The sequence below is a fragment of the Streptomyces plumbidurans genome (genome assembly GCF_019857225.1).
GTDB classification, from domain to species: domain Bacteria; phylum Actinomycetota; class Actinomycetes; order Streptomycetales; family Streptomycetaceae; genus Streptomyces; species Streptomyces plumbidurans.
The window spans coordinates 41,154-68,144 of sequence record NZ_JAFJSY010000029.1; the positions used below are offsets into that span (position 1 = coordinate 41,154).

23 protein-coding genes are annotated in these 26,991 nt (G+C 70.1%); 8 read left to right on the plus strand and 15 right to left on the minus strand.

Annotated elements, in window-relative coordinates:
* Positions 1-64: 64 nt before the first annotated feature.
* Entirely contained in the window at positions 65-1,309 is a 1,245-nt protein-coding gene (locus tag JYK17_RS20245) for a helix-turn-helix domain-containing protein (protein ID WP_108012999.1), read from the minus strand.
* 378 nt (positions 1,310-1,687) lie between these two features.
* Positions 1,688-2,020: a hypothetical protein gene (locus tag JYK17_RS20250; RefSeq protein ID WP_181362497.1), complete on the minus strand. Its 333-nt coding sequence runs from the start codon at positions 2,018-2,020 to the stop codon at positions 1,688-1,690.
* A 351-nt stretch (positions 2,021-2,371) separates the two neighbouring features.
* On the opposite strand from JYK17_RS20250, the gene JYK17_RS20255 reads away from it, so the two are divergent.
* The gene (locus JYK17_RS20255) at positions 2,372-2,899 is read left to right on the plus strand and encodes a universal stress protein (RefSeq protein WP_108012998.1); all 528 of its coding nucleotides are present in this window, start codon (positions 2,372-2,374) and stop codon (positions 2,897-2,899) included.
* Positions 2,900-3,050: 151 nt separating this feature from the next.
* The gene (locus JYK17_RS20260; protein ID WP_222810930.1) at positions 3,051-3,617 is read left to right on the plus strand and encodes a GPR1/FUN34/YaaH family transporter; all 567 of its coding nucleotides are present in this window, start codon (positions 3,051-3,053) and stop codon (positions 3,615-3,617) included.
* A gap of 99 nt (positions 3,618-3,716) precedes the next feature.
* Here the strand turns inward: JYK17_RS20260 and glmS are convergent, their stop codons facing one another.
* Together glmS and JYK17_RS20270 are read right to left on the minus strand one after the other, a co-directional pair.
* Positions 3,717-5,534 carry a glutamine--fructose-6-phosphate transaminase (isomerizing) gene (gene glmS, locus JYK17_RS20265; RefSeq protein WP_108012996.1) on the minus strand — a complete coding sequence of 606 codons (1,818 nt, stop codon included), beginning with the start codon at positions 5,532-5,534 and terminating at the stop codon, positions 3,717-3,719.
* A gap of 30 nt (positions 5,535-5,564) precedes the next feature.
* A complete protein-coding gene (locus JYK17_RS20270; RefSeq protein WP_108012995.1) occupies positions 5,565-5,822 on the minus strand; it encodes a hypothetical protein in 258 nt (85 codons plus the stop codon).
* Between the two features lie 174 nt (positions 5,823-5,996).
* Here JYK17_RS20270 and JYK17_RS20275 point away from each other — a divergent pair, with 174 nt between their 5' ends.
* Positions 5,997-7,562 (plus strand): purple acid phosphatase family protein, encoded by a 1,566-nt coding sequence (locus JYK17_RS20275; protein ID WP_108012994.1) that lies wholly within the window; start codon positions 5,997-5,999, stop codon positions 7,560-7,562.
* A gap of 50 nt (positions 7,563-7,612) precedes the next feature.
* Here JYK17_RS20275 and JYK17_RS20280 read toward each other — a convergent pair whose 3' ends face one another.
* The gene (locus tag JYK17_RS20280; protein WP_108012993.1) at positions 7,613-8,497 is read right to left on the minus strand and encodes a DUF4429 domain-containing protein; all 885 of its coding nucleotides are present in this window, start codon (positions 8,495-8,497) and stop codon (positions 7,613-7,615) included.
* 83 nt (positions 8,498-8,580) lie between these two features.
* Between JYK17_RS20280 and JYK17_RS20285 the strand changes: the two genes are divergently transcribed.
* Entirely contained in the window at positions 8,581-10,179 is a 1,599-nt protein-coding gene (locus tag JYK17_RS20285) for a beta-N-acetylhexosaminidase (protein WP_222810931.1), read from the plus strand.
* A 62-nt stretch (positions 10,180-10,241) separates the two neighbouring features.
* Here JYK17_RS20285 and JYK17_RS20290 read toward each other — a convergent pair whose 3' ends face one another.
* The 10 genes from JYK17_RS20290 to JYK17_RS20335 form a co-directional block, all read right to left on the minus strand.
* A complete protein-coding gene (locus tag JYK17_RS20290; RefSeq protein WP_222810932.1) occupies positions 10,242-12,014 on the minus strand; it encodes an IucA/IucC family protein in 1,773 nt (590 codons plus the stop codon).
* Complete coding sequence (locus JYK17_RS20295) at positions 12,011-12,541, minus strand: GNAT family N-acetyltransferase (protein ID WP_222810933.1); 531 nt, start codon at positions 12,539-12,541, stop codon at positions 12,011-12,013. Before JYK17_RS20295 ends, JYK17_RS20290 begins: the two co-directional genes overlap by 4 nt.
* The gene (locus tag JYK17_RS20300) at positions 12,538-13,824 is read right to left on the minus strand and encodes a lysine N(6)-hydroxylase/L-ornithine N(5)-oxygenase family protein (RefSeq protein ID WP_128802831.1); all 1,287 of its coding nucleotides are present in this window, start codon (positions 13,822-13,824) and stop codon (positions 12,538-12,540) included. The genes JYK17_RS20295 and JYK17_RS20300 overlap by 4 nt, the downstream gene beginning before the upstream one ends.
* Entirely contained in the window at positions 13,808-15,250 is a 1,443-nt protein-coding gene (gene desA / locus JYK17_RS20305; RefSeq protein WP_222810934.1) for a lysine decarboxylase DesA, read from the minus strand. The genes JYK17_RS20300 and desA overlap by 17 nt, the downstream gene beginning before the upstream one ends.
* A 54-nt stretch (positions 15,251-15,304) precedes the next feature.
* Positions 15,305-16,141, minus strand: coding sequence for a siderophore-interacting protein (locus JYK17_RS20310; RefSeq protein WP_222810935.1), 837 nt, complete (start codon positions 16,139-16,141; stop codon positions 15,305-15,307).
* Between the two features lie 125 nt (positions 16,142-16,266).
* A complete protein-coding gene (locus JYK17_RS20315; protein WP_222810936.1) occupies positions 16,267-17,310 on the minus strand; it encodes an ABC transporter substrate-binding protein in 1,044 nt (347 codons plus the stop codon).
* Positions 17,311-17,432: 122 nt separating this feature from the next.
* Positions 17,433-18,593, minus strand: coding sequence for an acyl-CoA dehydrogenase family protein (locus tag JYK17_RS20320; protein WP_108013307.1), 1,161 nt, complete (start codon positions 18,591-18,593; stop codon positions 17,433-17,435).
* A gap of 5 nt (positions 18,594-18,598) precedes the next feature.
* Positions 18,599-19,576: a hydroxymethylglutaryl-CoA lyase gene (locus JYK17_RS20325; RefSeq protein ID WP_108012985.1), complete on the minus strand. Its 978-nt coding sequence runs from the start codon at positions 19,574-19,576 to the stop codon at positions 18,599-18,601.
* Positions 19,573-21,510, minus strand: a complete 1,938-nt coding sequence (locus JYK17_RS20330; RefSeq protein ID WP_222810937.1) for an ATP-binding protein — start codon at positions 21,508-21,510, stop codon at positions 19,573-19,575. Before JYK17_RS20330 ends, JYK17_RS20325 begins: the two co-directional genes overlap by 4 nt.
* A gap of 11 nt (positions 21,511-21,521) precedes the next feature.
* Positions 21,522-23,138 carry a carboxyl transferase domain-containing protein gene (locus tag JYK17_RS20335; protein ID WP_108012983.1) on the minus strand — a complete coding sequence of 539 codons (1,617 nt, stop codon included), beginning with the start codon at positions 23,136-23,138 and terminating at the stop codon, positions 21,522-21,524.
* A gap of 96 nt (positions 23,139-23,234) precedes the next feature.
* Between JYK17_RS20335 and JYK17_RS20340 the strand changes: the two genes are divergently transcribed.
* The 4 genes from JYK17_RS20340 (at position 23,235) to JYK17_RS20355 (ending at position 26,990) form a co-directional block, all read left to right on the plus strand.
* Entirely contained in the window at positions 23,235-23,828 is a 594-nt protein-coding gene (locus JYK17_RS20340; RefSeq protein WP_128802836.1) for an SACE_7040 family transcriptional regulator, read from the plus strand.
* Positions 23,829-23,933: 105 nt separating this feature from the next.
* On the plus strand, positions 23,934-25,091 hold the full coding sequence (locus tag JYK17_RS20345; RefSeq protein WP_108012981.1) for an acyl-CoA dehydrogenase family protein: 1,158 nt from the start codon (positions 23,934-23,936) through the stop codon (positions 25,089-25,091).
* 46 nt (positions 25,092-25,137) lie between these two features.
* A complete protein-coding gene (locus JYK17_RS20350; RefSeq protein WP_108012980.1) occupies positions 25,138-26,019 on the plus strand; it encodes an acyl-CoA thioesterase in 882 nt (293 codons plus the stop codon).
* Positions 26,020-26,024: 5 nt separating this feature from the next.
* The gene (locus JYK17_RS20355) at positions 26,025-26,990 is read left to right on the plus strand and encodes a cation diffusion facilitator family transporter (protein ID WP_108012979.1); all 966 of its coding nucleotides are present in this window, start codon (positions 26,025-26,027) and stop codon (positions 26,988-26,990) included.
* Position 26,991 lies beyond the last annotated feature (1 nt).

The window sequence follows — 26,991 nt, forward strand, 5'->3', positions numbered from 1 at the left end:
ACGGGCGGTGTACCGGTGTACCGGGGGCGGACCCCCGGTACACCGTTCACCTCTCGTACTCACCTCATGTACCGCTGCGCTGTCCGGGCACGCTCGCGCGGCTGGTGACGTACGCCTCGCGGCCGTTGTCCGCGGAGGCGGCCGCCGTCGTCGTCGACAGCGCGGGCCCCGAGCCGAGGGCCGACGCCGCCGCGCGCCGGCTCTGCAGCGGGACCGGGTTCTCCGGGTGCAGGGACGGGCCCGGCAGCACAGGTCCCGCCGACGTCTCCAGGTCGGCCGGCTTGTCGCCCTGCGGACGGCGAGCGCGGTACGCGGCACGGTAGGCGGCCGGCGACGAACCCAGCTGACGGCGGAAGTGGCCGCGCAGCGCCACCGGCGAGCGGAAGCCGCAGCGGCCCGCGACCTCGTCCACCGAGTAGTCCGACGTCTCAAGGAGCCGCTGCGCCTGCAGCACCCGCTGGGTGATCAGCCACTGCAGCGGGGCGCTGCCCGTCAGCGAGCGGAAGCGGCGGTCGAAGGTGCGGCGGCTCATGTACGCGCGGGCCGCCAGCGTCTCGACGTCGAACTGCTCGTGCAGGTGCTCCAGCGCCCAGGCGACGACCTCGGCGAGCGGGTCGGCGCCGATCTCCTCTGGTAAAGAGCGGTCCAGGTAGCGCTCCTGGCCTCCCGTCCGGCGCGGTGGGACGACCAGTCGGCGCGCCAGCGCACCGGCCGCCTCGTTGCCGTGGTCCGTCCGCACGATGTGCAGACAGAGGTCGATTCCGGCCGCCGTACCCGCCGACGTCAGGACGTCGCCGTCGTCGACGAAGAGTTCCCGCGGATCCACGTGCACCGACGGGTAGCGCTTGGCCAGCGTCGGCGCGTACATCCAGTGGGTGGTCGCGGGTCGGCCGTCCAGCAGCCCGGCCGCCGCCAAAACGAAGGCGCCGGTGCACAGCCCGACGATGCGGGCGCCTTCCTCGTGCGCCCGGCGCAGTGCGTCGAGCGCCTCTTCCGGTGGCGGAGAAGTGATCGAGCGCCAGGCCGGTACGACGACCGTGCCCGCGCGTGAGATCGCTTCCAGGCCATGCGGCGCGGTGAGTTCCAGGCCCCCTGTGGTCCGCAGCGGGCCTTCCTCGCCTCCGCACACCAGCAGTCGGTAGCGCGGCACGCCGGCGTCCTGGCGGTCGATCCCGAACACCGACAGCGGTATGGAACTCTCGAAGATGGGGCCGCCGCTGAACAGCAGCACCGCGACGATCTCCTTGCGGCGTCGCCCGGAAAGCTTCCGGGCCGCGGCTTCCGGCGCGGCGGTGGAGTCGTGGCTCATACTGCTAAGCCCCCCTCGGTGGTCGCGGCTCCTCGGTTGTGTCGCTCCTGCACGTTTCCCCTCGGTCCTGCACGAGTCCCCCGCCGTAAGACGTCAAGATCGAATCTACTGTGTCCCGTGGTGCCGGGGTGACCCAGTTCGGGAACCGGCACATTGTCGACATGGCAACTTGGCGTGAAGCATTCGATCACGAAGCGTTGCACTCGCGGGCCGTGCAGGGAAGTGCGCCTTGTCGCAGTGGCCAATCCACATAGGGTGCGCAGGGCCTGTGAGCCCCTGTTCGTGCAGGTGGAACGGGGGTCGGGGGGTGGTGGGGGCAAGGAATGCACGGTGTCCGGAAGTTGGCTGAAAAGCGTCGTGCGCGTGCGCGGAAACCGGTCAGCCGACCGGTGTGTTTCCACCAGGGCGTCGTCCGCCTCTGTGAGCACCCGTGCCGCTTCTGTGACGACGACCCCCACCGGCAGCGGCCTCCTCGGCCGTACGGCCGGCCGCGCCGCGCTCCGACCGGCGCAGCAGCAGACGGCACACGGCGGTGACGGCGGCGAGACCGAACGCCGTGCCCGCGGCGCCGGCGAGCGAGCTGCCGTACCAAAGGAGTACCACCGGAACCAGTACGCAGCTGAAGGCCGCCCAGCGGACCACGTCGGTCACGGCGTCCTGGGGCGGAGTGCTCGCGTGCGGAGGTTCGGGGGTGGGGTGCGGTACGGGCATGCGTGCTCCCTGGGGCCGGGTCACGGTGTTCAACGCCTGTTCGACCGGTCGGTCACTGTACGCTCCCGCCGGCGCCGCGTGCCGCACCGCTCGGGGCCGTGTCGGTAGCGCTACCGAGGCTCCCCGTTAGGTGAATGCTGTGCAAACCGCCTGTACAGCGCAGCAACCATTGCGTGACGGGCGCCCCCTCGTGCATGCTCCCTGGAACCCCCACGGACCGTGGGCGGGATCTGGGCTAAGGAGGCGTGCCGCCGTACCCTTGGGGGTATGGGGTTGGGAAGATGATTCCCGGACACAGCTCCGCCGCACACTGTTGTCCCTCCCATAAAGGATCAAAACGCCGAGACAGCCATGGCCGGTCACGAATTCTTCGAACCCGCGGACCGCAAGCGGCCCGTCGCCGATCCCACGGCGGCCGAGCCCGAGACGGCGGCAGAGCCACGCCACTCCTGCGATCCAGCCTTCAAGCACGGCGTCGTCGTCGGCTTCGACGGCTCCATGTCCAGTGAACGCGCCCTCGCCTACGCGATCGGCATGGCCAACCGCATCCGGTCGGGCCTGATCATCGTTCATGTCGCCAACCGGCTGCCCACCACGGTGTGGGCGGGCTGCGAGCCACCGGTCTTCGTCGACGTGCCGGACCATCGCACCGAGGTCCTCGGCCTCGAACTCGCCTGCGCGGAGTACCTCGCCGAGGTGCCCTGGATCCTGGTCGAGCGCGGCGGGGACATCTGCCACGAACTGGAAGAGGTCGGGCGGGAGTACGAGGCGGACGCGATCGTCGTCGGCTCCACGCACGGTCTCGTCGGACGCCTCTTCGGCTCCGTCGCGGGGCGGCTCGCCAAGCGGGCCAAGCGTCCCGTCGTCGTCATTCCGTAACTCGCCCGTTCTCCCTGGTGGGATGCGACCCGGGAACGGTCGGCCTCCATTGTGCAAAGTGCGAACCTACTGACGCGTAGAGGTGTTTGTGCCCTTGTGAAGGGCATATATCGCTCACCGCACAACTGCACATGCATGAAGGGAGCCCGCCGTGGACAACGTCGTCTCCGCGGGAAGCGGAACCACCACCGTGGTCGGCCGACTCGCCCTGGGAATCACCCTGTTGGCATTCGGCCTCGGACACACCGACGTGATCAACGGAGTATCGGCCGCTGACGCCGTCTCACTGGCCCACTACGTAGGCGGCGTTGCGCTCTTCGTCGCCGGACTCTTCGCCTTCCGCGACGGCAACTCCGCCGACGGCACGGCGTTCTCGGTGCTCGGCGCGCTCTGGTTCACCTGGGCCGTGACCGCCGGCGACTCGATGTCCGCCAACGCGGCAGGGCTGTTCCTGGCGCTGTTCGCCCTCGTGACGTTGTCGCTCACCGTCGCGGGCGGCGACCAACTCACCCAGGGCACCTACGGGTTGTTCTTCGTCTCCCTCGTCCTGCTCGCCATCGCGCAGTTCGCCACCAGTGACTCCCTCGCCAAGGTCGGCGGCTGGTTCGCCGTCGCCGCCGGCGCGGTGGCCTGGTACGCGGCCACGGCCACGCTCGCTCACTGGCCGACGGTGCTTCCTCGGCGTGCTGCCGGCCGGGGGGTGACGGCCACCGGCTGAATGGCAGCCGTCGTCGGGGTATTGGGCGGCCCCGGCGATTCGAAGGGACCCCCGCGTGTCTGGTGGCAGCACGTGGGGGTCCGTTCTGTGCGGGGGCCCCTACTCCACCGTCACCGACTTGGCGAGGTTCCTGGGCTTGTCGATGTCCCGGCCGAGCGCCAACGCCGTGTGGTAGGCGAGGAGTTGGAGGGGGATGCCCATCAGGATCGGGTCGAGTTCGTCCTCGTTCTTCGGGACGACGATCGTCTCGTCGGCCTTCGCCTCGTGCTGGTGGGCGACCGCGAGGATCCGGCCGCTGCGGGCCTTGATCTCCTCCATGGCGGCGCGGTTCTTCTCCAGCAGGTCGTCGTCGGGGACGATCGCGACCGTGGGCAGGGCCGGCTCGATCAGGGCGAGGGGGCCGTGCTTGAGCTCGGAGGCCGGGTAGGCCTCGGCGTGGATGTACGAGACCTCCTTCAGCTTCAGGGAGGCCTCGCGCGCGACCGGGTAGCCCCGCACGCGGCCGATGAAGAGCATCGAGCGGGCATCGGCGTACTGCTCGGCCAGCCGCTTGATCTCCTCCTCCTGCTTGAGGACCTCGGTGATCTGCTCGGGCAGCTTGCGCAGGCCCTCGATGATCCGCTTGCCGTCGCGGACCGAGAGGTCCCGGGTGCGGCCCAGGTGCAGGGCGAGCAGCGCGAAGGCGACCGTGGTGTTGGTGAAGCACTTGGTGGACACGACACAGACCTCGGGCCCCGCGTGGACGTAGATGCCGGCGTCCGCCTCGCGGGCGATCGCCGAGCCGACCACGTTGACGACGCCGAAGACCCGCGCGCCCTTGCGCTTGAGCTCCTGCACGGCGGCGAGCACGTCGTAGGTCTCACCGGACTGGGAGACGGCGACGTAGAGGGTGTCGGGGTCCACGACCGCGTTGCGGTAGCGGAACTCGGAGGCCGGCTCGGCGTCCGCGGGGATGCGGGCCAGCTCCTCGATCATCTGGGCGCCGATCTGGCCCGCGTGGTACGAGGTGCCGCAGCCGAGGATCTTCACCCGGCGGATCTGCCGGGCCTCGCGGGCGTCCAGGTTCAGGCCGCCGAGGTGCACGGTGGAGAAGCGGTCGTCGATACGGCCGCGCAGCACGCGGTCCACGGCTTCGGCCTGCTCGTGGATCTCCTTGTGCATGTACGTGTCGTGGCCGCCCATGTCGTAGGACGCGGCCTCCCACTCGACGGTGGTGGGCTCCGCCGTGGTGCGGGTGCCCTCCGTCGTGTACGTACGGAAGTCGTCGGCCTTGAGGGTGGCCATCTCGCCGTCGTCGAGCGTCACTATCTGCCGCGTGTGAGCGACCAGCGCGGCGATGTCGGAGGCGACGAACATCTCCTTCTCGCCGATGCCGAGGACCACCGGGGAGCCGTTGCGGGCGACCACGATCCGGTCGGGGAAGTCGGCGTGCATGACGGCGATGCCGTACGTGCCCTCGATGACCCGCAGGGTCTCGCGGACCTTCTCCTCCAGCTCCTCGGCCTGGGCGCGGGCGATGAGGTGGACGAGGACCTCGGTGTCGGTCTCGGAGAGGAACTCGACGCCGTCCGCCTCCAGCTTGCGGCGCAGGTCGGCGGCGTTGTCGATGATGCCGTTGTGGACGACGGCGACCTTGCTCTCCGCGTCCATGTGCGGGTGGGCGTTCGCGTCGGAGGGGGCGCCGTGGGTGGCCCAGCGGGTGTGGGCGATACCGGTCGTGCCCTTGAAGCGGGCCGGGACCTTGGCCTCCAGATCGCGTACGCGCCCCTTGGCCTTGACCATCTTCAGACCGGCCGTCTTCGGGGAGGTGACGACGATCCCGGCCGAGTCGTAGCCGCGGTACTCCAGGCGCTGCAGACCCTCCAGCAGCAGGGGCGCTACGTCACGCTTCCCGACGTATCCGACGATTCCGCACATATATACGTATCCCGTTCCCGGCCTTGCGACTCAGCCGTAGACGATGCGGCGCAGCTGCCTGAGCGTGAGCTCCGGCGGTGCGACCGCCCGGTATTTCAGGTCCGCCTCGATCCGTTCGAAGATCGTCGCGTTCACCAGGCCCCGGGCCTGCAGCTCGCGGTGGCGGCGACGGACGAACTCCTCGGTCGTCTCGTCGAAGTAGGCGAGCACGTCCTGGATCACCCGCAGCGCCTCGCCCCTGCTCAGGGGTGAGGACCGGGTCAGATGATCAACAAGTTCGTCGTGCACCCGACGATCCTGGGGTACCTGGGAGCGTTTCGCAAGAATCCTGCCCGATTTCGGGCAGGCTGCTGTGGATGTTCTTTGGTGTTCTCATGGGCACCTGTTTGCGAGCCGTCCATCCTGCGTCCTGAACCCCGTCGCCCGTGTGGACGAGTTTCAGACGCCATGGACATACCTCGTATGGGAGTACCGGAGCAGCTCGCCGACCGCATGAGCATGGCCGAGCAGCACGAGTACCTGCGCGCGAGATTCTCGCGGCGCAACCTGATCAGAGGCGGCGCCGTGACGCTCGGCGCCGTCGCCGGCGGCGCGTTCGTGCCGGGCGCGGTGGCGCAGGCCGCCGTCCCCACGCAGCGCACCTCGCCCGCGACCGAGCACGTCGACGGCTCGCTCGTCGCCCCCTTCGGCCGCCACCTCGCCTACGGCAACGACCCGCGCACCGAGATGACCGTCTCCTGGCAGGTCCCGGTCGCGGTGAAGAAGCCCTTCATCCGCATCGGCGCCCACCCCTGGGACCTCTCGCGCAGGATCGAGGCCGAGGTCCGCACGCTCTACACGCCGGCCGGCGTCGGCGCGAGCGGCGACCACACGCAGTACTACGTGCACGCCAGGCTGAGCCATCTGCGTCCGGGCCGCACGTACTACTACGGCGTCGGCCACCAGGGCTTCGACCCCGCCGAGGCCCATCTGCTCGGCACCCTCGGCACCTTCACCACCGCGCCCGACCGCAGGGAGCCGTTCACCTTCACGGCCTTCGGCGACCAGGGCGTCGGCTACCACGGCCTGGCCAACGACAGCCTGATCCTCGGCCAGAACCCCAGCTTCCATCTGCACGCCGGCGACATCGCCTACGCCGACCCGGCGGGCGCGGGCCAGAGCGCCGACAGCGGCTTCGACTCGCGGGTGTGGGACCAGTTCCTCGCGCAGACCGAGTCGGTCGCCAAGTCCGTGCCCTGGATGGTCAGTTACGGCAACCACGACATGGAGGCCTGGTACTCGCCCAACGGCTACGGCGGCGAGGAGGCCCGCTTCACGCTCCCCGACAACGGGCCGGACAAGGCGCATCTGCCGGGCGTCTACTCCTTCGTCCACGGCAACACGGCGATCATCTCGCTCGACCCGAACGACGTCTCCTTCGAGATCCCGGCCAACCTCGGCATCTCCGGCGGCACCCAGACCACGTGGTTCGAGGCGCAGCTGAAGAAGTACCGCGGCGCGAGGGACATCGACTTCATCGTCGTGTTCTTCCACCACTGCGCCTACTGCACCTCCACCTCGCACGCCTCGGAGGGGGGCGTGCGCCAGGAGTGGGTGCCGCTGTTCGAGAAGTACACCGTGGACCTGGTCATCAACGGCCACAACCACCAGTACGAGCGCACCGACGTCATCAAGGACAACAAGGTCGCCAAGAAGCTGGCGATCGGCGACACCGCGTACCCCGAGACCGAGGGCGTCGTCTACGTGACGGCGGGCGCCGCGGGCCGCAGCCTGTACGCGTTCAGCGCGCCGGACTCCTATGAGGGGCACCTCAACGAGCGTGACTCCGTGGCCTCGTTCGTCAACACCAAGGACGGCAAGGTCGACGAGACCGTCGCCTGGTCCCGGGTGCGCTACCTCAACTACTCCTTCCTGCGCGTGGACGTGGAGCCCGCCGCGCGCGGCCACTACGCGAAGCTGAAGGTGTCGGGCATCGCCGAGACCGGCGACCGGATCGACCACTTCACGGTCGCCCGCAGGGCCAAGTAGGGCGCACCCCGCGAAGACGGGAGACCCGCACCGCAGGCGGTCCTCACGCGCTACAAGCGCTTGAGGATCGCCTGTTTGGCCAGCTGGAACTCATCGTCGGTGAGCACGCCCGTGCGGTGCAGCTCGCCGAGTTCGCGCAGCCGCCGCAGCAGCGCGTCGTGCTCGTCCTCGCGCCCTTCGGCGGGTGCGAGCCGCTCGATGGCGCGCGGCTGCTCGGGCGGTACGTCCGCCGCCGCCGAGGGATGCGGCAGCCGCGCCTGTACGGCCGCGGCGAGCAGCGCCATCAGCGGGTCCTTCTTGAAGCCCCACAGCTCCACGGAGTTGGGGTCGTACTTGGGCGGGGCCTTGGTGGGCGCATGGCGCACGGTGAAGCGCAGATGGCCGTTCTCCAGGCCGGCCGCGGGCTGCCACTCCACCGCGACCAGTTCCGGGACGGTCAGCGTACGGGCGCCCGCGGCGGCCTTGGCGTCCTCCGTCTTCCAGTTCCACTCCAGCCGGATGTGCTCGCCGTCGAAGCTCGCGGTGCCGTCCCCGGCGGAGACGGAGAGCGGGACGGGCGGGCCCGGCAGCAGATACTCGGTCACCGGGTCCGAGGGGACCTCGTCGAGGAGCAGGGCGTCGCGCACCTCGTCGACGAAGTACTCGGCGACGCCGTAGCGGTCGGACTCCACGATCAGTTGGTAGGGGTCGTTGGGCTCGGTGAGCCGGCCGCCGGAGGCGTGCAGCAGCGGGTCGGCGCCGTCGCGCAGCCGCAGCCTGAGCCGCCCCGACCTGCGGCCCTGCTCGAACGAGATCCCCGCCAACGCCCCCAGCGGCACCACGAGTTCACCCAGCGTACGGCGGAGCAGGCTGACGCTCTTGTCCCGTCCCGGCGTCAGTCGAAGGGCATCGCCGTCGAAGGCCCAGGTGCCGTCCTTCTGGATGATTTCCGCCATGGAGGGATTGTTTCACCGGATCTGCGGGAGAGTGGTCTCTACCATTCCTGGTCCCTGAGGGGTACCCGTCGAAGGGAGCGCATGTGAGACAGCACCACAGAACGACTCCCCGTGTGGCCCGCGTCCTCGGATCGTTGCTGCTCGTCGCGGCGGCCGGCGTCTTCACCGCCGGCGCGGCCCCGGCGCCACCGGCCAGGGCGACCGCGCTCGACCGGGTGGTTCCGGCGCCCGCGTCGGTCACCCCGGGCACAGCCCCGTACCGCATCACCCGCGACACCCGCATCCGCGTGGACGACTCGCCCGCGGCCCGGCGGGTCGGCGAGTACCTCGCCGGCGTCCTGCGGCCCTCCACCGGCTACCGGCTGCCCGTCACCGCGCACGGCGGCGGAGGCATCCGACTCCGCCTGGCCAAGGGCTCGTTCGGCGCCGAGGGGTACCGGCTCGACAGCGGCGGCAAGGGCGTCACCATCACCGCCGCCCGGCCCGCCGGCCTCTTCCACGGCGTGCAGACCCTGCGCCAACTGCTCCCGGCGGCCGTGGAGAAGGACTCCGTGCAGCACGGGCCGTGGCTGGTGGCGGGCGGCACCGTCAAGGACAGCCCGCGCTACGCCTACCGCGGCGCGATGCTCGACGTCTCCCGCCACTTCTTCACCGTCGCTCAGGTCGAGCACTACATCGACGAGTTGGCCCTCTACAAGATCAACGAGCTGCATCTGCACCTCAGCGACGATCAGGGCTGGCGCATCGCGATCGACTCCTGGCCGCGGTTGGCCACCTACGGCGGCTCCACTCAGGTCGGCGGCGGCAAGGGCGGCCACTACACCAAGGCCGACTACAAGGAGATCGTCCGGTACGCCGCCTCCCGCTATCTGGAGGTCGTCCCCGAGATCGACATGCCCGGCCACACCAACGCCGCCCTCGCCTCGTACGCGGAGCTGAACTGCGACGGCAAGGCGCCCCCGCTCTACACGGGCACCGAGGTCGGCTTCAGCTCGCTGTGCGCCGGCAAGGCGGTCACCTACGACTTCGTCAACGACGTGATCCGCGAGCTGGCCGCGCTCACCCCGGGCCGCTATCTGCACATCGGCGGCGACGAGGCGCACTCCACCAGCCACGAGGACTACGTCACGTTCATGGACCGGGTGCAGCCCGTCGTCGCCAAGTACGGCAAGACGGTGATCGGCTGGCACCAGCTGACCGGCGCACACCCGGTGAAGGGCGCGATCGCGCAGTACTGGGGTCTGGACGACACCGACGCGGCGGAGAAGGCACAGGTCGCCGAGGCCGCGCAGAACGGCACGCGGCTGATCTTCTCGCCCGCCGACCGGCTCTACCTCGACATGAAGTACACCGAGGACACCCCGCTCGGCCAGGACTGGGCCGGGCTGGTCGAGGTACGGCGCTCCTACGACTGGGATCCGGGCAACTACCTTGCCGGGGCGCCCGGTTCGGCGGTCATGGGCGTAGAGGCGCCGCTGTGGACCGAGACGATTCAGACGAACGCCGACATCGACTACATGGCCTTCCCGCGGCTGCCCGGTGCCGCGGAGCTCGGCTGGTCGCCCGCGTCCACGCACGACTGGGACGCCTACAAGGTGCGGCTCGCCGCGCAGGCGCCCCGCTGGGACGCGCTGGGCATCGGCTACTACCGCTCGCCGCAGGTTCCCTGGCCCGCGACGTAGGCATCGCTCATGCCGGACGGGCACCTCGGAGGACCGTACTCCGGGGTGCCCGTCCGCTGTGATCAGAACCCCGCGACGGGATTTTTCAGGGTTCCGATCAGCTGGAGGGCGCCCGCCGGGTCGGCCAGGTCGACCATCTGCTTGTTGTCGCGCAGCTGCAGCCGGTTGAGACAGGACAGCGCGAACTCAGGGGCGAACAGGTCGTACTGCTCGAATTTCGCGGCGAGTTCGGGCACCGACCGCTGGTACTCGCGGATGATCTCCGCGACCGTGCGCCAGAAGTCGTCCTCCTCCAGGATTCCCTCGGCCGCGAGGCCGGCGGACAGGAAGCGGAAGAAGCAGTCGAAGACGTCCGTGAACAGCGACAGCAGCTTCTTGTCCTCGGGGACCTCCACGCGCAGCCGCTCGACCGCCGGCGGCAGCACCGCGTCGGGGTCCATGACGGCGATCTCCTCCGCGATGTCCTTGAAGACGGCGCGCTGCACCACACCGTCCTTCAGCACCAGGATCACGTTCTCGCCGTGCGGCATGAACACCAGGTCGTAGGCGTAGAAGCTGTGCAGCAGCGGGGTGAGGTAGGCGCGCAGATAGTGCCGCAGCCACCGCGTCGGCGTGAGGCCCGACTGCTCGATCAGCGCGCCCGCGAAGGACGCGCCCTCGTGGTCGACATGGACAAGCGAGGCCATGGTGGCCAGGGACTCGCCGTCCTTCAGCGAGGAGACCGGGCTCTCGCGCCACAGCGCGGCGAGCATCTTGCGGTACGGCGAGTAGCGGTCCGTCGCCTGCTCGTACTCCAGGTGCCGGTAGCCGACGGCGGCGCGCTCGCGGATGATCGTCAAGCCGGACGCTCGGAGGACCGGGTCGCCCTCGACGAGCTGAGCCAGCCAGTCGTTGATGGCGGGGGTGGCCTCCATGTAGGCGGCCGAAAGCCCGCGCATGAAGCCCATGTTGAGGACGGACAGGGCCGTCTTCACGTAGTGCTTCTCGGGGTGCGAGCGGTTGAAGAAGGTACGGATGGACTGCTGGGCCAGGTACTCGTCGTCGCCCTCGCCCAGGCACACCAGGTGCCGGCGTGCGATCTCGGCGGCGAAGGTGACGGTCAGTTTGTTCCACCACTGCCAGGGGTGGACGGGGATGAGGAGGTATTCGGCAGGGTCCAGGTCCTGGGCGCGCAGCACGTCGTGAAAGCGCTCCACGGTGGACTCGCCCAACTCCGCGCGCAGGAAGGTCTCGTACGCGATCCCGGCGCCCGCCGTGAACGCGGCGCGCGAGCGGTGCGCGGCCAGCCACACCAAACGGACCGGGCTCGCGGTCTCGGGCGCGTAGGAGAGGTACTCGTGGACGCCGAAGCCGAGCCGCCCGTTGTTGGCCACGAAGCAGGGGTGGCCCTCGGTCATGCCGGTCTCGATGTCCTGGAAGCCGGAGCGCGCGAGCTCGGCGGCCGTGATCTGGGGTTTCGTGAGCTTGTAGCAGATGCCGGACAGGGTGGAGGAGATCTCCTCCAGGTACACCGGCAGCACCTCCTCGCTCAGGCCCAGGGACTTCTGCAGCTCGATGAAGAAGTCCAGTGCGGCGAGCGGGAGTTCGGTGCCTTCGCGGTGGCGCGTGATCGAGTCGGCGTCGACCTGCCAGTGGTCGAGGGCGCGGAGTACGGCCGTGAAGGTGTAGCGGGTCAGGCCGTCGTCGCTGTGGACGACGTACTCACCGGCGCCGGTGGCCTCCGGCTCGATCAGCCGTTCATGGGCGAACTCGGCGAGGGCCTTGCGGATCAGGAGGCGGTTGGCCCGTGCCCAGCGGTCGGGGGACAGATGCGCTACGGCGTCGGACAGAGTCATATGGCGGCTCCTGTGGCGGCGAGGAACTGTTCGCGCGTGCAGAAGCTGAGCAGCGCCCTCTTCTCCGGCTTCTGGATCTCGCGCTCGGGCACGAAGCCGACGGCTTCGTTGAGGGCGTGGACGGCCTTGTTGGAGACGTCCGGTTCGACGACGACGCGACTCACCGCCGGGTCCGCGAAGAGGTGGGCCATGACGGCGGTGATCACCGACCTGGTGAACCCGTGCACGGGAGTGTCGGTCGCGGGGGTCAGGAAGTGCATGCCGACGTCGCCGGGCCGCGGCTCGTAGAGGCCGACCAGCTCGACGTACCGGGGGTCGTACCGCTCCATCAGGAAGGCGGGTTCGCCGCCCCGCAGGCCGAGGTAGGCGTGGTGGTGCTCGTGGGCCGCGATGCGCATGTACTCGCGCTCGACGTCCTGCAGTCTCGCGTCCTGCATCATCCAGAAGGCCGCCTTGGGGTGGGTGACCCAGGAGTGCAGCAGCTCGGCGTCCTGGAGGGGGTCGAGCGGGCGGAACGTGAACGTCATACGGCGAACTCCTGGAAGGCGATGGTCTTCTCGACCGGGTAGTACTCGGTGCCGAGCAGCTCGCGGATGATGTAGCTGTTGCGGTACGCGCCCATGCCCAGGTCGGGGCTGGTGATGCTGTGGGTGTGCACGCCGGCGTTCTGCAGGAAGACACCGCGGCCGGTGACGTCGACGGCGTAGTTGCGGCCCACGTCGAAACGGCCGTGGCCGTCGAGGCGCAGGCGGTCCTTCACGGGGGCGAGGAAGGCCGGGGGCTCGTAGTGGTACCCGGTGGCGAGGACGAGGCCCTCCGTGCGGATCTCGAAGTCCTTGTCCTGCTCGTCCTGGTGGAAGCCGAGCCGGTAGGCACCGTCGGCGTAACTGGCGCTCACCAGGCTGGAGTTGGTCAGCAGGCGGGTGGGCACAGGGCGGCCGGTGCTCTCGACGTTCTTCTGGTAGAGCAGGTCGTAGATCGCGTCGATGAGGTCCGAGTTGATGCCCTTGAACAGGCCCTTCTGCTGTTTCTCCAGCCGGTAGCGGGTCTCCTCGGGCAGGGCGCGGAAGTAGTCGATGTAGTCCGGAGAGGTCATCTCCAGAGTCAGCTTGGTGTACTCCAGCGGGAAGAACCGCGGGGAGCGGGTGACCCAGTTGAGCTGGTAGCCGTGGACGTCGATCTCGGTGAGCAGCTCGTGGTAGATCTCGGCGGCGCTCTGCCCGCTGCCCACCACCGTGATCGACTTCTTCGACCGCAGCTCGTTCCTGCGGTGCATGTACTGGGAGTTGTGGAAGAGGTCGCCGTCGAGCCCCCGGCACGCCTCGGGCACGAAGGGCACCGTGCCGGTGCCGAGGACGAGGTGACGGGCGCGGTGGAGGTCACCGGCCGCGGTGCGCACGAGGTAGTGACCGTCCTCGTACGTCACCTCCGTGACCGTCGTGTCGAAGCGGACGCTGCCGAGCCGGCTTGCCGCCCAGCGGCAGTAGTCGTCGTACTCCACCCGCAGCGGATAGAAGTTCTCGCGGATGTAGAACGGGTACAGACGGCCTTTCTCCTTCAGGTAGTTGAGGAAGGAGTACGGCGACGTCGGGTCGGCGAGGGTGACCAGGTCCGACATGAACGGGGTCTGCAGGTGGGCGCCGTCCAGGAACATGCCCGCGTGCCATTCGAAGTCGGGCTTGGACTCCAGGAAGAGGCCGTCGAGCTCGGCGATCGGCTCGGTCAGACAGGCGAGGCCGAGGTTGAACGGGCCGAGCCCGATCCCCACGAAGTCATGGGTGCTGGTGGGGGTTTCAGGACGCGCGGTCAAGGGAGTCTCCCAGGTACTGCTCGGCGTGGCCGGCGATCAGATCGAGGACGGCGGCGATGTCGTCCGTCGTGGTCTCGGGGTTGAGCAGGGTGAACTTCAGATAGTGGCGGCCGCCCACCTTGGTGCCCGCGACCACCGCGTCACCGGAGGCGAACAGGGCCTTGCGGGCGTACAGGTTGGCGCGGTCGATCTCGTCCGGGCCGGTGACGGCGGCCGGGACGTAGCGGAAGACGAGGGTGGAGAGCGAGGGCCTGACGACGACGTCGAAGCGCGGGTCGGCGGCGAGCATCCGCCAGCCCTCGGACGCGAGGTCGCAGACCTGGTCGAAGAGTTCGCCGATGCCGTCGGCGCCCATCACCCGCAGCGTCATCCACAGCTTGAGGGCGTCGAAGCGGCGGGTGGTCTGCAGGGACTTGTCGACCTGGTTGGGGATGCGCTCGGTGACCATGCGGCGCGGGTTGAGGTACTCCGCGTGGTAGGTCGCGTGGCGCAGCGTCGCGGCGTCGCGGACCAGTACGGCGGACGAACTCACCGGCTGGAAGAAGGACTTGTGGTAGTCGACGGTGACCGAGTCGGCGCGCTCGATGCCGTCGATCCGGTCCCGGTGCCTGAGGGAGGCGAGCAGCCCGCAGCCGTAGGCCGCGTCGACGTGCAGCCAGGCGCCGTACCGGGCGCACAGCTCGGCGATCTCGGGCAGCGGGTCGATGGAGCCGAAGTCGGTGGTGCCCGCGGTGGCGACGACGGCCATCGGGACCAGGCCCTCCTTCGTGCAGCGCTGCAGCTCACGGGCGAGGGCGACGGTCTGCATCCGCTTGTCGTGGTCGACGGGTATGGGGACCACCGCGTCCGGGCCGAGGCCGAGCAGTTTCGCGGACTTCCGCACGCTGAAGTGGCTCACCTCGGAGGCGAAGACGCGCAGTTGGGCCAGGGTGCCGGTCTTGGCCTCCTCCCGTGCCAGCAGCAGTGCCTGCAGATTGGACTGCGTGCCGCCGGAGGTGAACACACCGTCGGCGTTCTCGCCGAGGCCGATCCGGGCGGCGGTCCAGTCGATGAGCCGGCGCTCGATCAGGGTGCCGCCGGCCGACTGGTCCCAGGTGTCCAGGGAGGAGTTGACGGCGGACAGGACGGCCTCGCCGAGCACGGCCGGGATGACGACCGGGCAGTTGAGGTGGGCGAGGTAGCGGGGGTGGTGGAAGTAGACGGCGTCGCGGAGGTAGACCTCCTCCAGCTCGTCGAGCACGGCGGTGGTGTCGTGCAGCGGACGGTCGAGGTCGATCCGCTCGATGCGCGGCGCGAGGGCGTCGACCGTGACGCCGGTGAACGGACGTTTGGTGGCGGCCAGTTGGGCGGCCACCCGCTCGATGCCTTCGGTCACGGAGTGGCGGTACTGCTCAGCGGTCGTGTCATTGAGCAGGTGCGAGCGCATGAGGGATGTCCTCCGGTGGGGCTGCGGGGGCAACTGAACTTAGGTTAGCCTAACCTAAGTAACATTGGTGCGCAGCTGTTCCTCGCTCATGCCCCGTCGCCAGTAGCCGACGAAGGTCACCCGCCGCCGGTCGATCCCGCGTTCACCGACCAGATGCCGGCGCAGCTGCTTCACCATGGCGCTCTCGCCCGCGATCCAGGCGTACGTGCGCTGTGCGTCGGGGAGTTGTGTGCCGCGAAGGGCGTCGAGGGCCATGGGGGACCCCTCGGTGCCGCTCGCGTCCCCGACCAGCCAGGTGATCTCGGCGTCGGCCTCGGTCGGCAGATCCTGGATGTCGCCGGGGTCGTGCACCTCCAGCCAGACCCGGGCGCGGGTGCCGGGCGGCAGTGATTCGAGGATGGCGGAGACGGCCGGAACGGCGGTCTCGTCGCCCCAGATCAGCGTCAGCTCGGTGTCGTTCGGCGGCCGGAAGCGGATGGCGCGGTTGTCCGCGAGCGCGGGGCCCAGCAGGACGACGCGGTCGCCCGAGGAGGCCCGCGTGGCCCAGCGCGAGGCGGGCCCCGCCGGGGTGTGCAGCACGAAGTCGATGTCGATCTCGTCGGGATCGCGGCGCAGCGCCCGCAGGGTGTACGAGCGCATCACCGCCCGTACGCCGTCCGGCAGTTCACGCCACGCCTGCCACCAGCCGTCCCCCAGCTCGTACGGCACGGCGGGCTTCTCCTGGCCGGGATGCGGCAGGAACAGCGACAGGGACTGGTCACGCCCGTCGGAGAGGAAGTACCGCAGATCCTCCCCCGCAAGAGTCACCCGAACCAGAGACGGCCCGAGCCGCCGCGTCCGTACAACCTGCAGAGCGAAGAACCGAAACGGGGCAGCAACAGCGGTAGTCATGGGGAACTCCTGAAACACCGTCAGGGGATACGTACCTCAGGGGCGCGGGGCTGTATCGATATGCGGCTCCGCCGCGTGGGCGCGACCAGCCACGACGAACCCGCAGCCACCCACGACGCCCAGCCTCAGCTGACTTTCTTCGCCTTCTCCAGCGCTTCGGCGAGGCTCGTGAGAAGGGGGGTGCACTTGTCGTAGGACAGGATCGGCTCGGGGGAGCGCGCAATGACCTGCCCGGCCTTGACCGCGGGGAGCTTCTTCCACGTGGCCCTGGTGATGTGGGCCGGCTGGATCGCCGAGGTGCGGTCGTCCATCATGATGATGTCCGCCGCGTACTTGTCGACGTTCTCCCAGCTCAGCGACTCGTACCAGCCGCCGCCCTTGGCCTTCGCCTTCTCCGGCGGCTCGACGAAGTTCACGCCGAGCGCCTTGAAGTACTCCAGGTCGACGGAGAGGTTGGTGCCGGAGACGTAGAAGAGCGTGTCGGCGGCGGAGGCGGCCATCACCTTGATGTCCGGCTTGGCCTTCGCGGCCTTGCGCAGGCGGGCGGCGGCCTCCTCGAACCTCTTCTTGGCGTCCGTGACCTTGGGCGCCTTCATGTCCGCGCCGAGCGACTGGGCCAGCGCCCACATCCGCTGCAGCGGTTCGGTCAGCTGGCGGTCGTAGACGGAGATGCCGACGCTGGGGGCCAGCTGGGCGATCTTGTCCTTGGAGGCCTCGGGGACGTACCAGAGGGTGCCGGCGCCGTCGAACATCGTGCTGATGAGCACGTCGGGCGCGAGGGCCGCGTACTTCTCGACGTTGAACTGGTCCCAGACGTTGCCGAGGATCGTGACCTTGCTGATGTCCATGTCGCCGGCCTGGACGTCGGGCTTGCCGTCCGTGGTCTTCGTGGGGCCGAACACGCCCTTGACGGAGATGCCGTAGTCGTAGAGCGCGGCGGCGACGCCGGTGAACGCGACGATGTTCCTGGGCGTCTCGTCGAGCTTCACCGTCTTGCCGCGGTCGTCCTTGAACGACCACGGGCCGGACTTGCCGGCCATCGTCGCGTCGGAGCCGCCGCTTTTCGCGTCGTCGTCCCCGCAGGCGGCCAGCGCGGCACCGAGGCCGAGGGCGCCGCCGGCGGCCAGGATGCCGCGTCGGGTGAGATGGGTGGCTCGGGCGTTGGACATGGTGTGGCTGCTTTCGAACGGGGCGGAACGCCCGCCGGACAAGTTCGAACGTAGGTTAGCCTAACCTCAGTACGTGTCCAGGGGTAGGGGCGCTCCGCGGCCCGTCGGACCCTGCTGCGGGCTCAGCCGGTGAGCCCCAACTCCCGTGCGATCAGCATCCGTTGCACCTCGCTCGTGCCCTCGCCGATCTCCAGGATCTTGGAGTCGCGCCACATGCGGGCCACCGGGTACTCGTTCATGAAGCCGTAGCCGCCGTGGATCTGGGTGGCGTCACGGGCGTTGTCGACGGCGACCGTGGAGGAGTGCAGCTTGGCGAGGGCGGCCTCCTTCTTGAAGGGGGCGCCGGACACCAGCCGGGCGGCCGCGTCCCGCCACGCGAGCCGGGCGGTGTGTGCCTTCATCTCCATGTCGGCGATCTTGAACTGGATGGCCTGGTTGGCGCCGATGGGCCGCCCGAAGGCGTGCCGCTCCTTGGCGTACTTCACCGACTCGTCCACACAGCCCTGGGCGAGGCCGGTGGCGAGGGCGGCGATGGCGACGCGGCCCTCGTCCAGGATCCGCAGGAACTGGGCGTAGCCGCGGCCCTGCTCGCCGAGGAGGTTGGCGGCGGGCACCCGCACGTCCTGGAAGGACAGCTCGCGGGTGTCCGAGGCGTTCCAGCCCACCTTCGAGTACGGCGCCGCCACGGTGAAGCCGGGGGTGCCGGACGGGACGATGATCGACGAGATCAGCGGCCTGCCGTCCGGCTTGCGGCCGGTGACCGCGGTGACGGTGACCAGGCCCGTGATGTCCGTGCCCGAGTTGGTGATGAAGCACTTGGTGCCGTTGATCACCCATTCGTCGGTCGACTCGTCGAGGCGGGCCGTCGTGCGGGTCGCGCCCGCGTCCGAGCCGCCGTCGGGCTCGGTGAGGCCGAACGCGCCGAGGATCTCGCCCGCGCACAGCCGCGGCAGCCACTCGCGCTTCTGCTCCTCGGTGCCGAACAGATGGATCGGCATGGCGCCCAGCGAGACACCGGCCTCCAGGGTGATGGCCACCGAGGAGTCGACGCGGGCCAGCTCCTCCAGCGCGATGCCGAGCGCCAGATAGTCGCCGCCCATGCCGCCGTGCTCCTCGGGGAACGGCAGTCCGAACAGGCCCATGCGGCCCATCTCGCGGACGATCTCGTAGGGGAACTCGTGGTGCTCGTAGAAATCGCCGATCTTGGGCGCCACCACGTCGTGGGCGAACGCCTCGACGGTGCGGCGCAGTTCTTCGAGCTCGGGGGAGAGACGGAAGTCCATGACGGTCACTGCTCCTCAGGGGCCTCGGCGGCCTGGTCGGCCTCGCTGTCCTTGTGGGACAGGGCGCTAACGGTGCGGGACGGGCTGGGTCGGCCCAGTTGTTCGGCCATCCACGCGCTGGTGGCGACGAGGCGGCCGAGGTCGACTCCGGTGTCGATGCCGAGACCCCGCAGCATCCACACGAGGTCTTCGGTGGCGAGATTGCCGGTGGCCGACTTGGCGAACGGGCAGCCGCCGAGGCCGCCCGCCGAGGCGTCGACCGTGGTGACGCCGTGCTCCAGGGCGGCGTAGGTGTTGGCCAGTGCCTGGCCGTAGGTGTCGTGGAAGTGGACGCCGATGACGTCGGTCGCCACGCCCGCCTCGTTCAGGAGGGAGAGCAGTCGGCGTACATGGCCGGGGGTCGCGACGCCGATGGTGTCGCCGAGGCTCAGCTCGTCGCAGCCCATGTCCGTCAGCGCCTTGCAGACCCGGACCACCTGGGGCAGCGGGACCGGGCCCTCCCAGGGGTCGCCGAAGCACATGGAGACATAGCCGCGGACGTGCGCGCCCTCGTCCTTGGCGTGCCGGACCACCGGGTCGAACACGGCGAGGGACTCCTCGACCGTGCGGTTGAGGTTGGCCTTGGCGAAGGACTCGGTGGCGCTGGCGAAGACGGCGACCCGGCGGGCGCCGAGGGCGAGGGCGCGGTCGAGGCCGCGCCGGTTGGGCACCAGGACGGGCAGCTCGACCGGCAGGCCGGCCACGAGCGGGAACAGCTGCTCGGCGTCGGCGAGTTGGGGCACCCACTTGGGGTGCACGAAGCTCGTCGCCTCGATCCTCGTCAGGCCCGCCTCGGCCAGGCGGTGGATGAACTCCGCCTTCACCTGCGTCGGGACCGTGCCCTTCTCGTTCTGCAGGCCGTCGCGGGCGCCGACCTCGTGGATGCGCACCCGGGCGGGCAGGCCTTCGGCCCCGACCGCCATCGGGAGTTGCTGCACGGTCATTTCTCCGCCTCCTCGTGCGGTGCGATCACGGCCAGCACCTGGTCCATGGCGACCGTCGTGCCCGGCGCCACGTCCAGTTCGGCGACCGTGCCGGCATGCGGGGCGGAGATGACGTGCTCCATCTTCATCGCCTCGACGACCAGCAGACTCTGACCGGCGCTCACCTCGTCCCCGACGGCGACCTTCACCACGGTGACCGTGCCCGGCATGGGCGCGGTCAGCGAGTCGGCACCGGCGTGCCCGGCGCCCGTGAGGGACGCGGCGACCGGGTCGTGGTCGCGCACCTGCCAGGCGTCGCCGTCGCGGCCGAGCCAGTCGGCGGCGCGGTGGAAGGTGTGGCGCACCCCGTCGAGGGTGACCGTCACCTCGTCACCGGTGACGGTGTGGGCGCCGCGCGCGACGTGCTCGACGGGCTCGAACCCGGGCACGCGCAGGTCGAAGGCGAGGGGCTTGGACGGTCCGCCCATGCGCCACCCGCTGGGCACGGAGAAGGGGTCCTGCCAGCCCTCCGCGCGCGGCCGCAGCGCCTCCTGACGCACGGCCGCCGCCGCCTCGTACACCTCGTCCGGTACGTCGGTGGGGACCAGGCCGTCCACCTCGCGCTCCACCAGACCGGTGTCCAACTCGCCCGCCACCACGGCCGGGTGGGCCAGCAGGCGGCGCAGGAACCCGGCATTGGTCGGCACGCCCAGCGTCACCGTCCCGGCGAGGGCCGCCCGCAGCTTCCTGAGCGCCGTCTCCCGGTCCGGTCCGTAGGCGATCACCTTGGACAGCATCGGGTCGTAGAGGCTGCCGACCTCGGTGCCCTCGCTGAGCCCGGAGTCGGTGCGGACGCCGTCGCCCTCGGGCTCGCGCAGCCTCAGGACCGCGCCGCCGGACGGCAGGAAGCCGCGCGCGCCCTCCTTGACGGACACGGTCTCCGCGCAGATACGTGCCTCCACCGCGTGCCCGGTGAGCCGGACGTCGTCCTGCGTGAACGTAAGCGGCTCGCCCGCCGCCACCCGCAGCTGCCACTCCACCAGGTCCAGGCCCGTGACCAGCTCGGTGACCGGGTGCTCGACCTGGAGGCGGGTGTTCATCTCCATGAAGTAGTACGAGGACGGGTCGCCGCCCGGCACGATGAACTCCACCGTGCCCGCGCCGCGGTAGCCGCAGGAGCGGGCCGCCTGCACGGCCGCCTCGCCCATCGCCGCGCGCGTGGCCTCGTCCAGGAGCACGCTGGGCGCCTCCTCGACGAGCTTCTGGTGGCGGCGCTGCAGGGAGCACTCGCGCTCTCCCAGGTGCACCACGTGACCATGGCCGTCGGCCATGACCTGGATCTCGATGTGCCGGGGACGGTCCACCCACCGCTCGACGAGGAGCGTGTCGTCCCCGAAGGAGGCGCGGGCCTCGCGGCGGGCCGCGGCGATCTCCTCGTCCAGCACCGCGAGGTCGCGGACCAGCCGCATGCCCTTGCCGCCGCCGCCCGCCGAGGGCTTGAGCAGCACCGGTGCACCCAACTCGCGTGCTGCCGCCGCCAGTTCGGGGTCGCGGCCGCCGGGGACGACCGGGACGCCCGCCGCTTTCACCGTCTCCTTTGCGCGGATCTTGTCGCCCATCAGGGAGATCGCGTCGGCGGGCGGCCCGATGAAGACCAGCCCGGCGTCGGCGCACGCGCGCGCGAAGCCGGCGTTCTCCGCGAGGAAGCCGTACCCGGGGTGGACGGCCTGGGCGCCGGTGCGGGCGGCGGCCTGAAGCAGCCGCTCCACCGACAGATAGCTCTCGGCCGCCGGGGCCGGGCCGATGCGCACCGCCGTGTCGGCCTCGCGCACATGGCGTGCGTCGGCGTCCGCGTCGGAGAAGACGGCCACCGAGCGCACGCCCAGCGAGCGGAGCGTACGGATCACGCGGACGGCGATCTCGCCCCGGTTGGCCACGAGCACTGTGTCGAACATGGGTCCCCTCCTCACATCCTGAAGACGCCGAACTGGGGCTCACCCAGAGGCGCGTTGGCACAGGCGGTCAGCGCGAGACCCAGCACCTGGCGGGTCTCCAGCGGCTCGATGACGCCGTCGTCCCAGAGCCGGGCGGTGGCGTAGTAGGCGTTGCCCTGGCGCTCGTACTGCTGCCGGATCGGCGCCTTGAAGGACTCCTCGTCCTCGGCCGGCCAGTCCTCGCCGCGGGCCTCCAACTGGTCGCGCTTGACGGTCGCGAGGACGGAGGCGGCCTGCTCGCCGCCCATGACGGAGATCTTGGCGTTGGGCCACATCCACAGGAAGCGGGGGGAGTAGGCCCGGCCGCACATCGAGTAGTTGCCCGCGCCGTACGAACCGCCGACCACGACCGTCAGCTTCGGCACGCGCGTGCAGGCCACCGCCGTGACCATCTTGGCGCCGTGCTTGGCGATGCCGCCCGCCTCGTAGTCCCTGCCGACCATGAAGCCCGAGATGTTCTGCAGGAACACCAGCGGGATGCCGCGCTGGTCGCACAGCTCGATGAAGTGGGCGCCCTTCTGGGCCGATTCGGAGAACAGGATGCCGTTGTTGGCGACGATCCCCACCGGGTGGCCGTGGATGCGGGCGAAGCCGGTGACCAGGGTCTGCCCGAACTCCGCCTTGAACTCGGCGAAACGGGAGCCGTCGACCACGCGCGCGATGACCTCCCGTACGTCGTACGGGGTGCGGGAGTCCACCGGCACCGCGCCGTACAGACCGTGCGGGTCGACCTTGGGCTCGACCGCCTGGCGCACCTCCCAGGGCAGTGCCCCGCGCGCGGGCAGGGTGGCCGCGATGTTGCGCACGATCCGCAGCGCGTGCGCGTCGTCCTCCGCGAGATGGTCCGTCACGCCCGAGATCCTGGAGTGCACCTCGCCGCCGCCCAGCTCCTCGGCGGTCACCACCTCGCCGGTGGCGGCCTTCACCAGGGGCGGGCCGCCCAGGAAGATCGTGCCCTGGTTGCGGACGATGACCGCCTCGTCGCTCATCGCCGGGACATACGCGCCGCCGGCCGTGCACGAGCCGAGGACCGCGGCGATCTGCGGGATGCCGGCCCCGGACATGCGGGCCTGGTTGTAGAAGATCCGCCCGAAGTGCTCCCGGTCCGGGAAGACCTCGTCCTGCATGGGCAGGAAGGCGCCGCCGGAGTCGACCAGGTAGATGCACGGCAGGCGGTTCTCCAGGGCCACCTCCTGGGCGCGCAGGTGCTTCTTCACCGTCATCGGGTAGTACGTGCCGCCCTTGACGGTGGCGTCGTTGGCGACGATCACGCACTCGCGTCCGCTCACCCGGCCGATCCCGGCGATCACGCCCGCGGCCGGTGCCGCCCCCTCGTACATCCCGTCGGCCGCGAGGGGGGCCAGCTCCAGGAAGGGCGAGCCCTGGTCGAGCAGCGTGTCCACCCGGTCCCTCGGCAGCAGCTTCCCGCGCGCGGTGTGCCTGGCGCGCGCCCGCTCGCCGCCGCCGAGCCGCGCCGCGGCCAGCTTGCCGCGCAGCTCCTCGACGAGCGCCAGGTGCGCCGCCTCATTGGCCCGCCAGGCCTCCGACGCGGGGTCGGCCGCGCTCGTCAGCTCCGGTGCCTCGTGCATCCTGCGGTACCCCTCACCCAGTGATCGACTGTTAATGAGCGTTAACCATCTCCCATAGGTTAACGACCGCTAACCTCCCTGTCTAGAATTGCCCTCATGGCCATCAGAACCGACGCCCCCACCCGGCGCGAGCAGATCCTCAAGGAGGCCGCGCGGCTGTTCGCCGAGCGCGGTTTCCACGGGGTCGGAGTCGACGAGATAGGTGCCGCGGTCGGCATCAGCGGCCCCGGTCTCTACCGCCACTTCGCAGGCAAGGACGCGATGCTCGCCGAACTGCTGGTCGGCATCAGCGGACGGCTGCTGACGGGCGCCAAGCGGCGCCTGCAGGAGTCGGACGGCACGCCCGCCGAGGGGGTCCTGGACTCGCTCATCGAGGGCCACATCGACTTCGCGCTGGACGACCGCCCCCTGATCACCCTGCACGACCGCGAGCTGGACCGGCTGCGCGACAGCGACCGCAAGCTGGTGCGGCAGCTTCAGCGGCAGTACGTCGAGCTGTGGGTGCAGGTGCTCCGGGAGGTCTATCCGGCGATCGCCGAGCCCGCGGCCCGGTCCGCCGTGCACTCGGTCTTCGGCCTGCTCAACTCCACCCCGCACCTCGGCCGCCCCGGCTCGCTGCCGGGCCGGGGGACGACCGCGCAGCTGCTGCACCGGATGGCCAGGGGGGCCTTCGCCGCCGCGGCAGCGTGACGAGCGTTACGAGGGCGGCTCTGGACGCCTCTCCCTACCCGCCGGTACCGTTATCTCTGAGCAAGCGCTTAGACACGCGATCCAGAGCCAGGTGGAGGTAGGGCTGTGCGCCGTACGGTGTTCAACGAGGACCACGAGGCGTTCCGGGAGACCCTCCGGGCCTTCATCGAGGCCGAGGTCGTCCCCGTCTACGACGAGTGGTTCGCCGCCGGCCAGGCGCCGCGCGACTTCTACTACAAGCTCGCCGAGCTCGGCATCTTCGGCATCCGCGTCGACGAGGAGTTCGGCGGCGCCGGCATCGACTCGTACAAGTTCGAGGCCGTGATGTACGAGGAGACCGCACGCGCCGGTGTCCAGTTCGGCGGCTCCGGTGTGCACGTGCTGCTCGGCCTGCCGTACATCAAGATGCTCGCCACCGACGAGCAGAAGAAGCGCTTCCTGCCGAAGTTCGTCTCCGGCGAGGAGATGTGGGCCCTCGCGATGACCGAGCCGGGCACCGGCTCCGACCTCGCGGGCATGAAGACCACCGCCAAGCTCTCCGAGGACGGCACGCACTACGTCCTCAACGGCGCCAAGACCTTCATCACCGGCGGCGTCCACGCCGACCGCGTCATCGTCTGCGCCCGCACCTCCGCCCCCACCGCCGAGGACCGCCGCTTCGGCATCTCCCTGTTCGCCGTCGACACCAAGTCCGAGGGCTACTCCATCGGCCGCAAGCTGGACAAGCTCGGCCTGAAGACCTCCGACACCGCCGAGCTGGCGTTCGTCGACGTCAAGGTGCCCGTCGAGGACCTGCTCGGCGAGGAGAACAAGGGCTTCTACTACCTCGGCCACAATCTCGCCTCCGAGCGCTGGGGCATCGCCTTCGGCGCCTACGCGCAGGCCAAGGCCGCCGTGCGGTTCGCCAAGGAGTACGTCCAGGAGCGTGCAGTCTTCGGCAAGCCCGTCGCCTCCTTCCAGAACACCAAGTTCGAGCTGGCCGCCTGCCAGGCCGAGGTGGACGCCGCCGAGGCCGTCGCCGACCGCGCCCTGGAGGCCCTGGACGCGGGCGAGCTGACCCCCGCCGAGGCCGCCAGCGCCAAGCTGTTCTGCACCGAGGTCGCGCACCGCGTCATCGACCGCTGCCTGCAGCTGCACGGCGGCTACGGCTTCATGAACGAGTACCCGATCGCCCGCCTGTACGCGGACAACCGGGTCAACCGGATCTACGGCGGCACCAGCGAGATCATGAAGACGATCATCGCGAAGAACATGGGCCTGTAAGGTCCGCGAAACCCCGAGAAACGACTGGCGGGTACAACTGTCTGCCATGAGCCAGGCACTACAGGATCTCCTCGATCTGCTCGACCTCGAACAGATCGAGGAGAACATCTTCCGCGGCCAGTCCCGGTCGGCCGTCGTCCCGCGCGTCTTCGGCGGCCAGGTGGCGGCCCAGGCCCTGGTCGCCGCCGGGCGCACGGTCCCGGCCGACCGCCACGCACACTCCCTGCACGCGTACTTCCTGCGCCCCGGCGACCCGGGAGCGCCGATCGTCTACGACGTCGACCGCATCCGGGACGGGCGCTCCTTCACCACCCGCCGTGTGGTCGCCATCCAGCACGGCAAGCCGATCTTCCACCTCTCGGCCTCCTTCCAGGGCGAGGAGGACGGCCTCGACCACCAGCAGCCGATGCCGGCCGCGCCCGACCCGGCCACGCTGCCCACCTCCCAGGAGCGGCTGCGCGGCTACGACCACCTCGACCCCGTGGTGGTCGAGAAGTTCCTGGAGGCGCGCGAGGCGGTCGACCTGCGCTACGTCGAGGAGCCGCCGTACGGGAGGTTCGGCGAGCCGCGTGAGCCGCACTCCCAGGTGTGGTTCCGCACCAACGGCAAGCTGGAGGGCGCCATCGACGAGCCCCTGCTGCACGTCGTCCTCGCCACCTACGTCTCCGACATGACCCTCCTCGACTCGGTGCTGCTCGCGCACGGCCGCGGCGGCTGGGCCGTCGGCGACGTGGTCGGGGCCTCGCTCGACCACGCCATGTGGTTCCACCGGCCCTTCCGCGCCGACGAATGGCTGCTGTACGACCAGGAGTCGCCGTCGGCCCACGGCGGGCGGGGGCTCGGCCAGGCCCGTATCTACACGCAGGACGGGCAGCTCGCGATCTCGGTGATCCAGGAGGGCTTGGTCCGCGTTCCGCGGGAAGACTGAGGGACATGACCTCTGCAGAGGAGGGCGGCGGCGAGAGCACCATGACGGTGATCGTCGCCGCCGTCGCCAATCTCGGGATCGCCCTCGCCAAAGCCGTCGCCGGCGTCATCAGCGGTTCCAGCGCGATGCTCTCCGAGGCGGCGCACTCGGTCGCCGACACGGTCACCGAGGTGCTGCTGCTGACCGCCCTCAAGCGCAGCGAGAAGCCGGCCGACGAGGACCACCCGCTCGGCTACGGCCCCGAGCGCTACATCTGGGCCATGCTCGCCGCCGTCGCCACCTTCGTCGGCGGCGCCGTCTTCTCCCTCTACGACGGCATCCACACCCTGGTCGCGGGCGAGGAGCTGGGCGACCCGCTCGTCTCCTACATCGTCCTGGCGGTCGCCTTCGTGCTGGAGGGCTTCTCGCTGCGGACGGGGCTGCGCCAGGCGCGCGGCGAGGCGGCCCGCGTCCGGGCGCCCTTCCGGCTCTACCTGCGCCACACCCCCGACACCGCCGTGAAGGCCGTCGTCCTGGAGGACTCGGCCGCGCTGATCGGCCTCGTGCTCGCCGCCGGGGGGCTGCTCGGCGGACAGCTCACCGGTTCCGGCGCCTGGGACGGTGTCGCCTCAGTGCTGATCGGACTGCTGCTGCTCGTCGTCGCCTGGGTACTGGGCCGCTCCAACGCCGAACTGCTCATCGGCCGCCCGCTGCCGAAGACCATGCGGGACCGGATCAGGGCCGAGCTGCTGGACGTGGAGCACATCGAGTCCGTACTGGAGCTGACGACCCTCGTGCAGGGACCGCGCGAGGCACTCGTCGCCGCCAAGATCGACTTCCGGGACCGTTCGACGGCGGCGCAGATCGAGTGGGCCTGCGAGGCGGCAGAGCTGCGGCTGCGCTCGGTGTTCCCGGCGGTGACCAGGGTGTATCTGGACCCGACGCCGGGGTTTGCGCAGCGGCGGTCGGAGGGGCTGAATCCGTGGCCGTGAA

Coding starts and splice junctions, on each gene's coding strand:
- JYK17_RS20245 (WP_108012999.1), bottom strand. CDS start 1,309: ATGAGCCACGACTCCACCGCCGCGCCGGAAGCCGCGGCCCGGAAGCTT.
- JYK17_RS20250 (WP_181362497.1), bottom strand. CDS start 2,020: ATGCCCGTACCGCACCCCACCCCCGAACCTCCGCACGCGAGCACTCCG.
- JYK17_RS20255 (WP_108012998.1), top strand. CDS start 2,372: ATGGCCGGTCACGAATTCTTCGAACCCGCGGACCGCAAGCGGCCCGTC.
- glmS (WP_108012996.1), bottom strand. CDS start 5,534: ATGTGCGGAATCGTCGGATACGTCGGGAAGCGTGACGTAGCGCCCCTG.
- JYK17_RS20275 (WP_108012994.1), top strand. CDS start 5,997: ATGGGAGTACCGGAGCAGCTCGCCGACCGCATGAGCATGGCCGAGCAG.
- JYK17_RS20280 (WP_108012993.1), bottom strand. CDS start 8,497: ATGGCGGAAATCATCCAGAAGGACGGCACCTGGGCCTTCGACGGCGAT.
- JYK17_RS20290 (WP_222810932.1), bottom strand. CDS start 12,014: ATGACTCTGTCCGACGCCGTAGCGCATCTGTCCCCCGACCGCTGGGCA.
- JYK17_RS20295 (WP_222810933.1), bottom strand. CDS start 12,541: ATGACGTTCACGTTCCGCCCGCTCGACCCCCTCCAGGACGCCGAGCTG.
- desA (WP_222810934.1), bottom strand. CDS start 15,250: ATGCGCTCGCACCTGCTCAATGACACGACCGCTGAGCAGTACCGCCAC.
- JYK17_RS20310 (WP_222810935.1), bottom strand. CDS start 16,141: ATGACTACCGCTGTTGCTGCCCCGTTTCGGTTCTTCGCTCTGCAGGTT.
- JYK17_RS20315 (WP_222810936.1), bottom strand. CDS start 17,310: ATGTCCAACGCCCGAGCCACCCATCTCACCCGACGCGGCATCCTGGCC.
- JYK17_RS20320 (WP_108013307.1), bottom strand. CDS start 18,593: ATGGACTTCCGTCTCTCCCCCGAGCTCGAAGAACTGCGCCGCACCGTC.
- JYK17_RS20325 (WP_108012985.1), bottom strand. CDS start 19,576: ATGACCGTGCAGCAACTCCCGATGGCGGTCGGGGCCGAAGGCCTGCCC.
- JYK17_RS20330 (WP_222810937.1), bottom strand. CDS start 21,510: ATGTTCGACACAGTGCTCGTGGCCAACCGGGGCGAGATCGCCGTCCGC.
- JYK17_RS20335 (WP_108012983.1), bottom strand. CDS start 23,138: ATGCACGAGGCACCGGAGCTGACGAGCGCGGCCGACCCCGCGTCGGAG.
- JYK17_RS20340 (WP_128802836.1), top strand. CDS start 23,235: ATGGCCATCAGAACCGACGCCCCCACCCGGCGCGAGCAGATCCTCAAG.
- JYK17_RS20350 (WP_108012980.1), top strand. CDS start 25,138: ATGAGCCAGGCACTACAGGATCTCCTCGATCTGCTCGACCTCGAACAG.
- JYK17_RS20355 (WP_108012979.1), top strand. CDS start 26,025: ATGACCTCTGCAGAGGAGGGCGGCGGCGAGAGCACCATGACGGTGATC.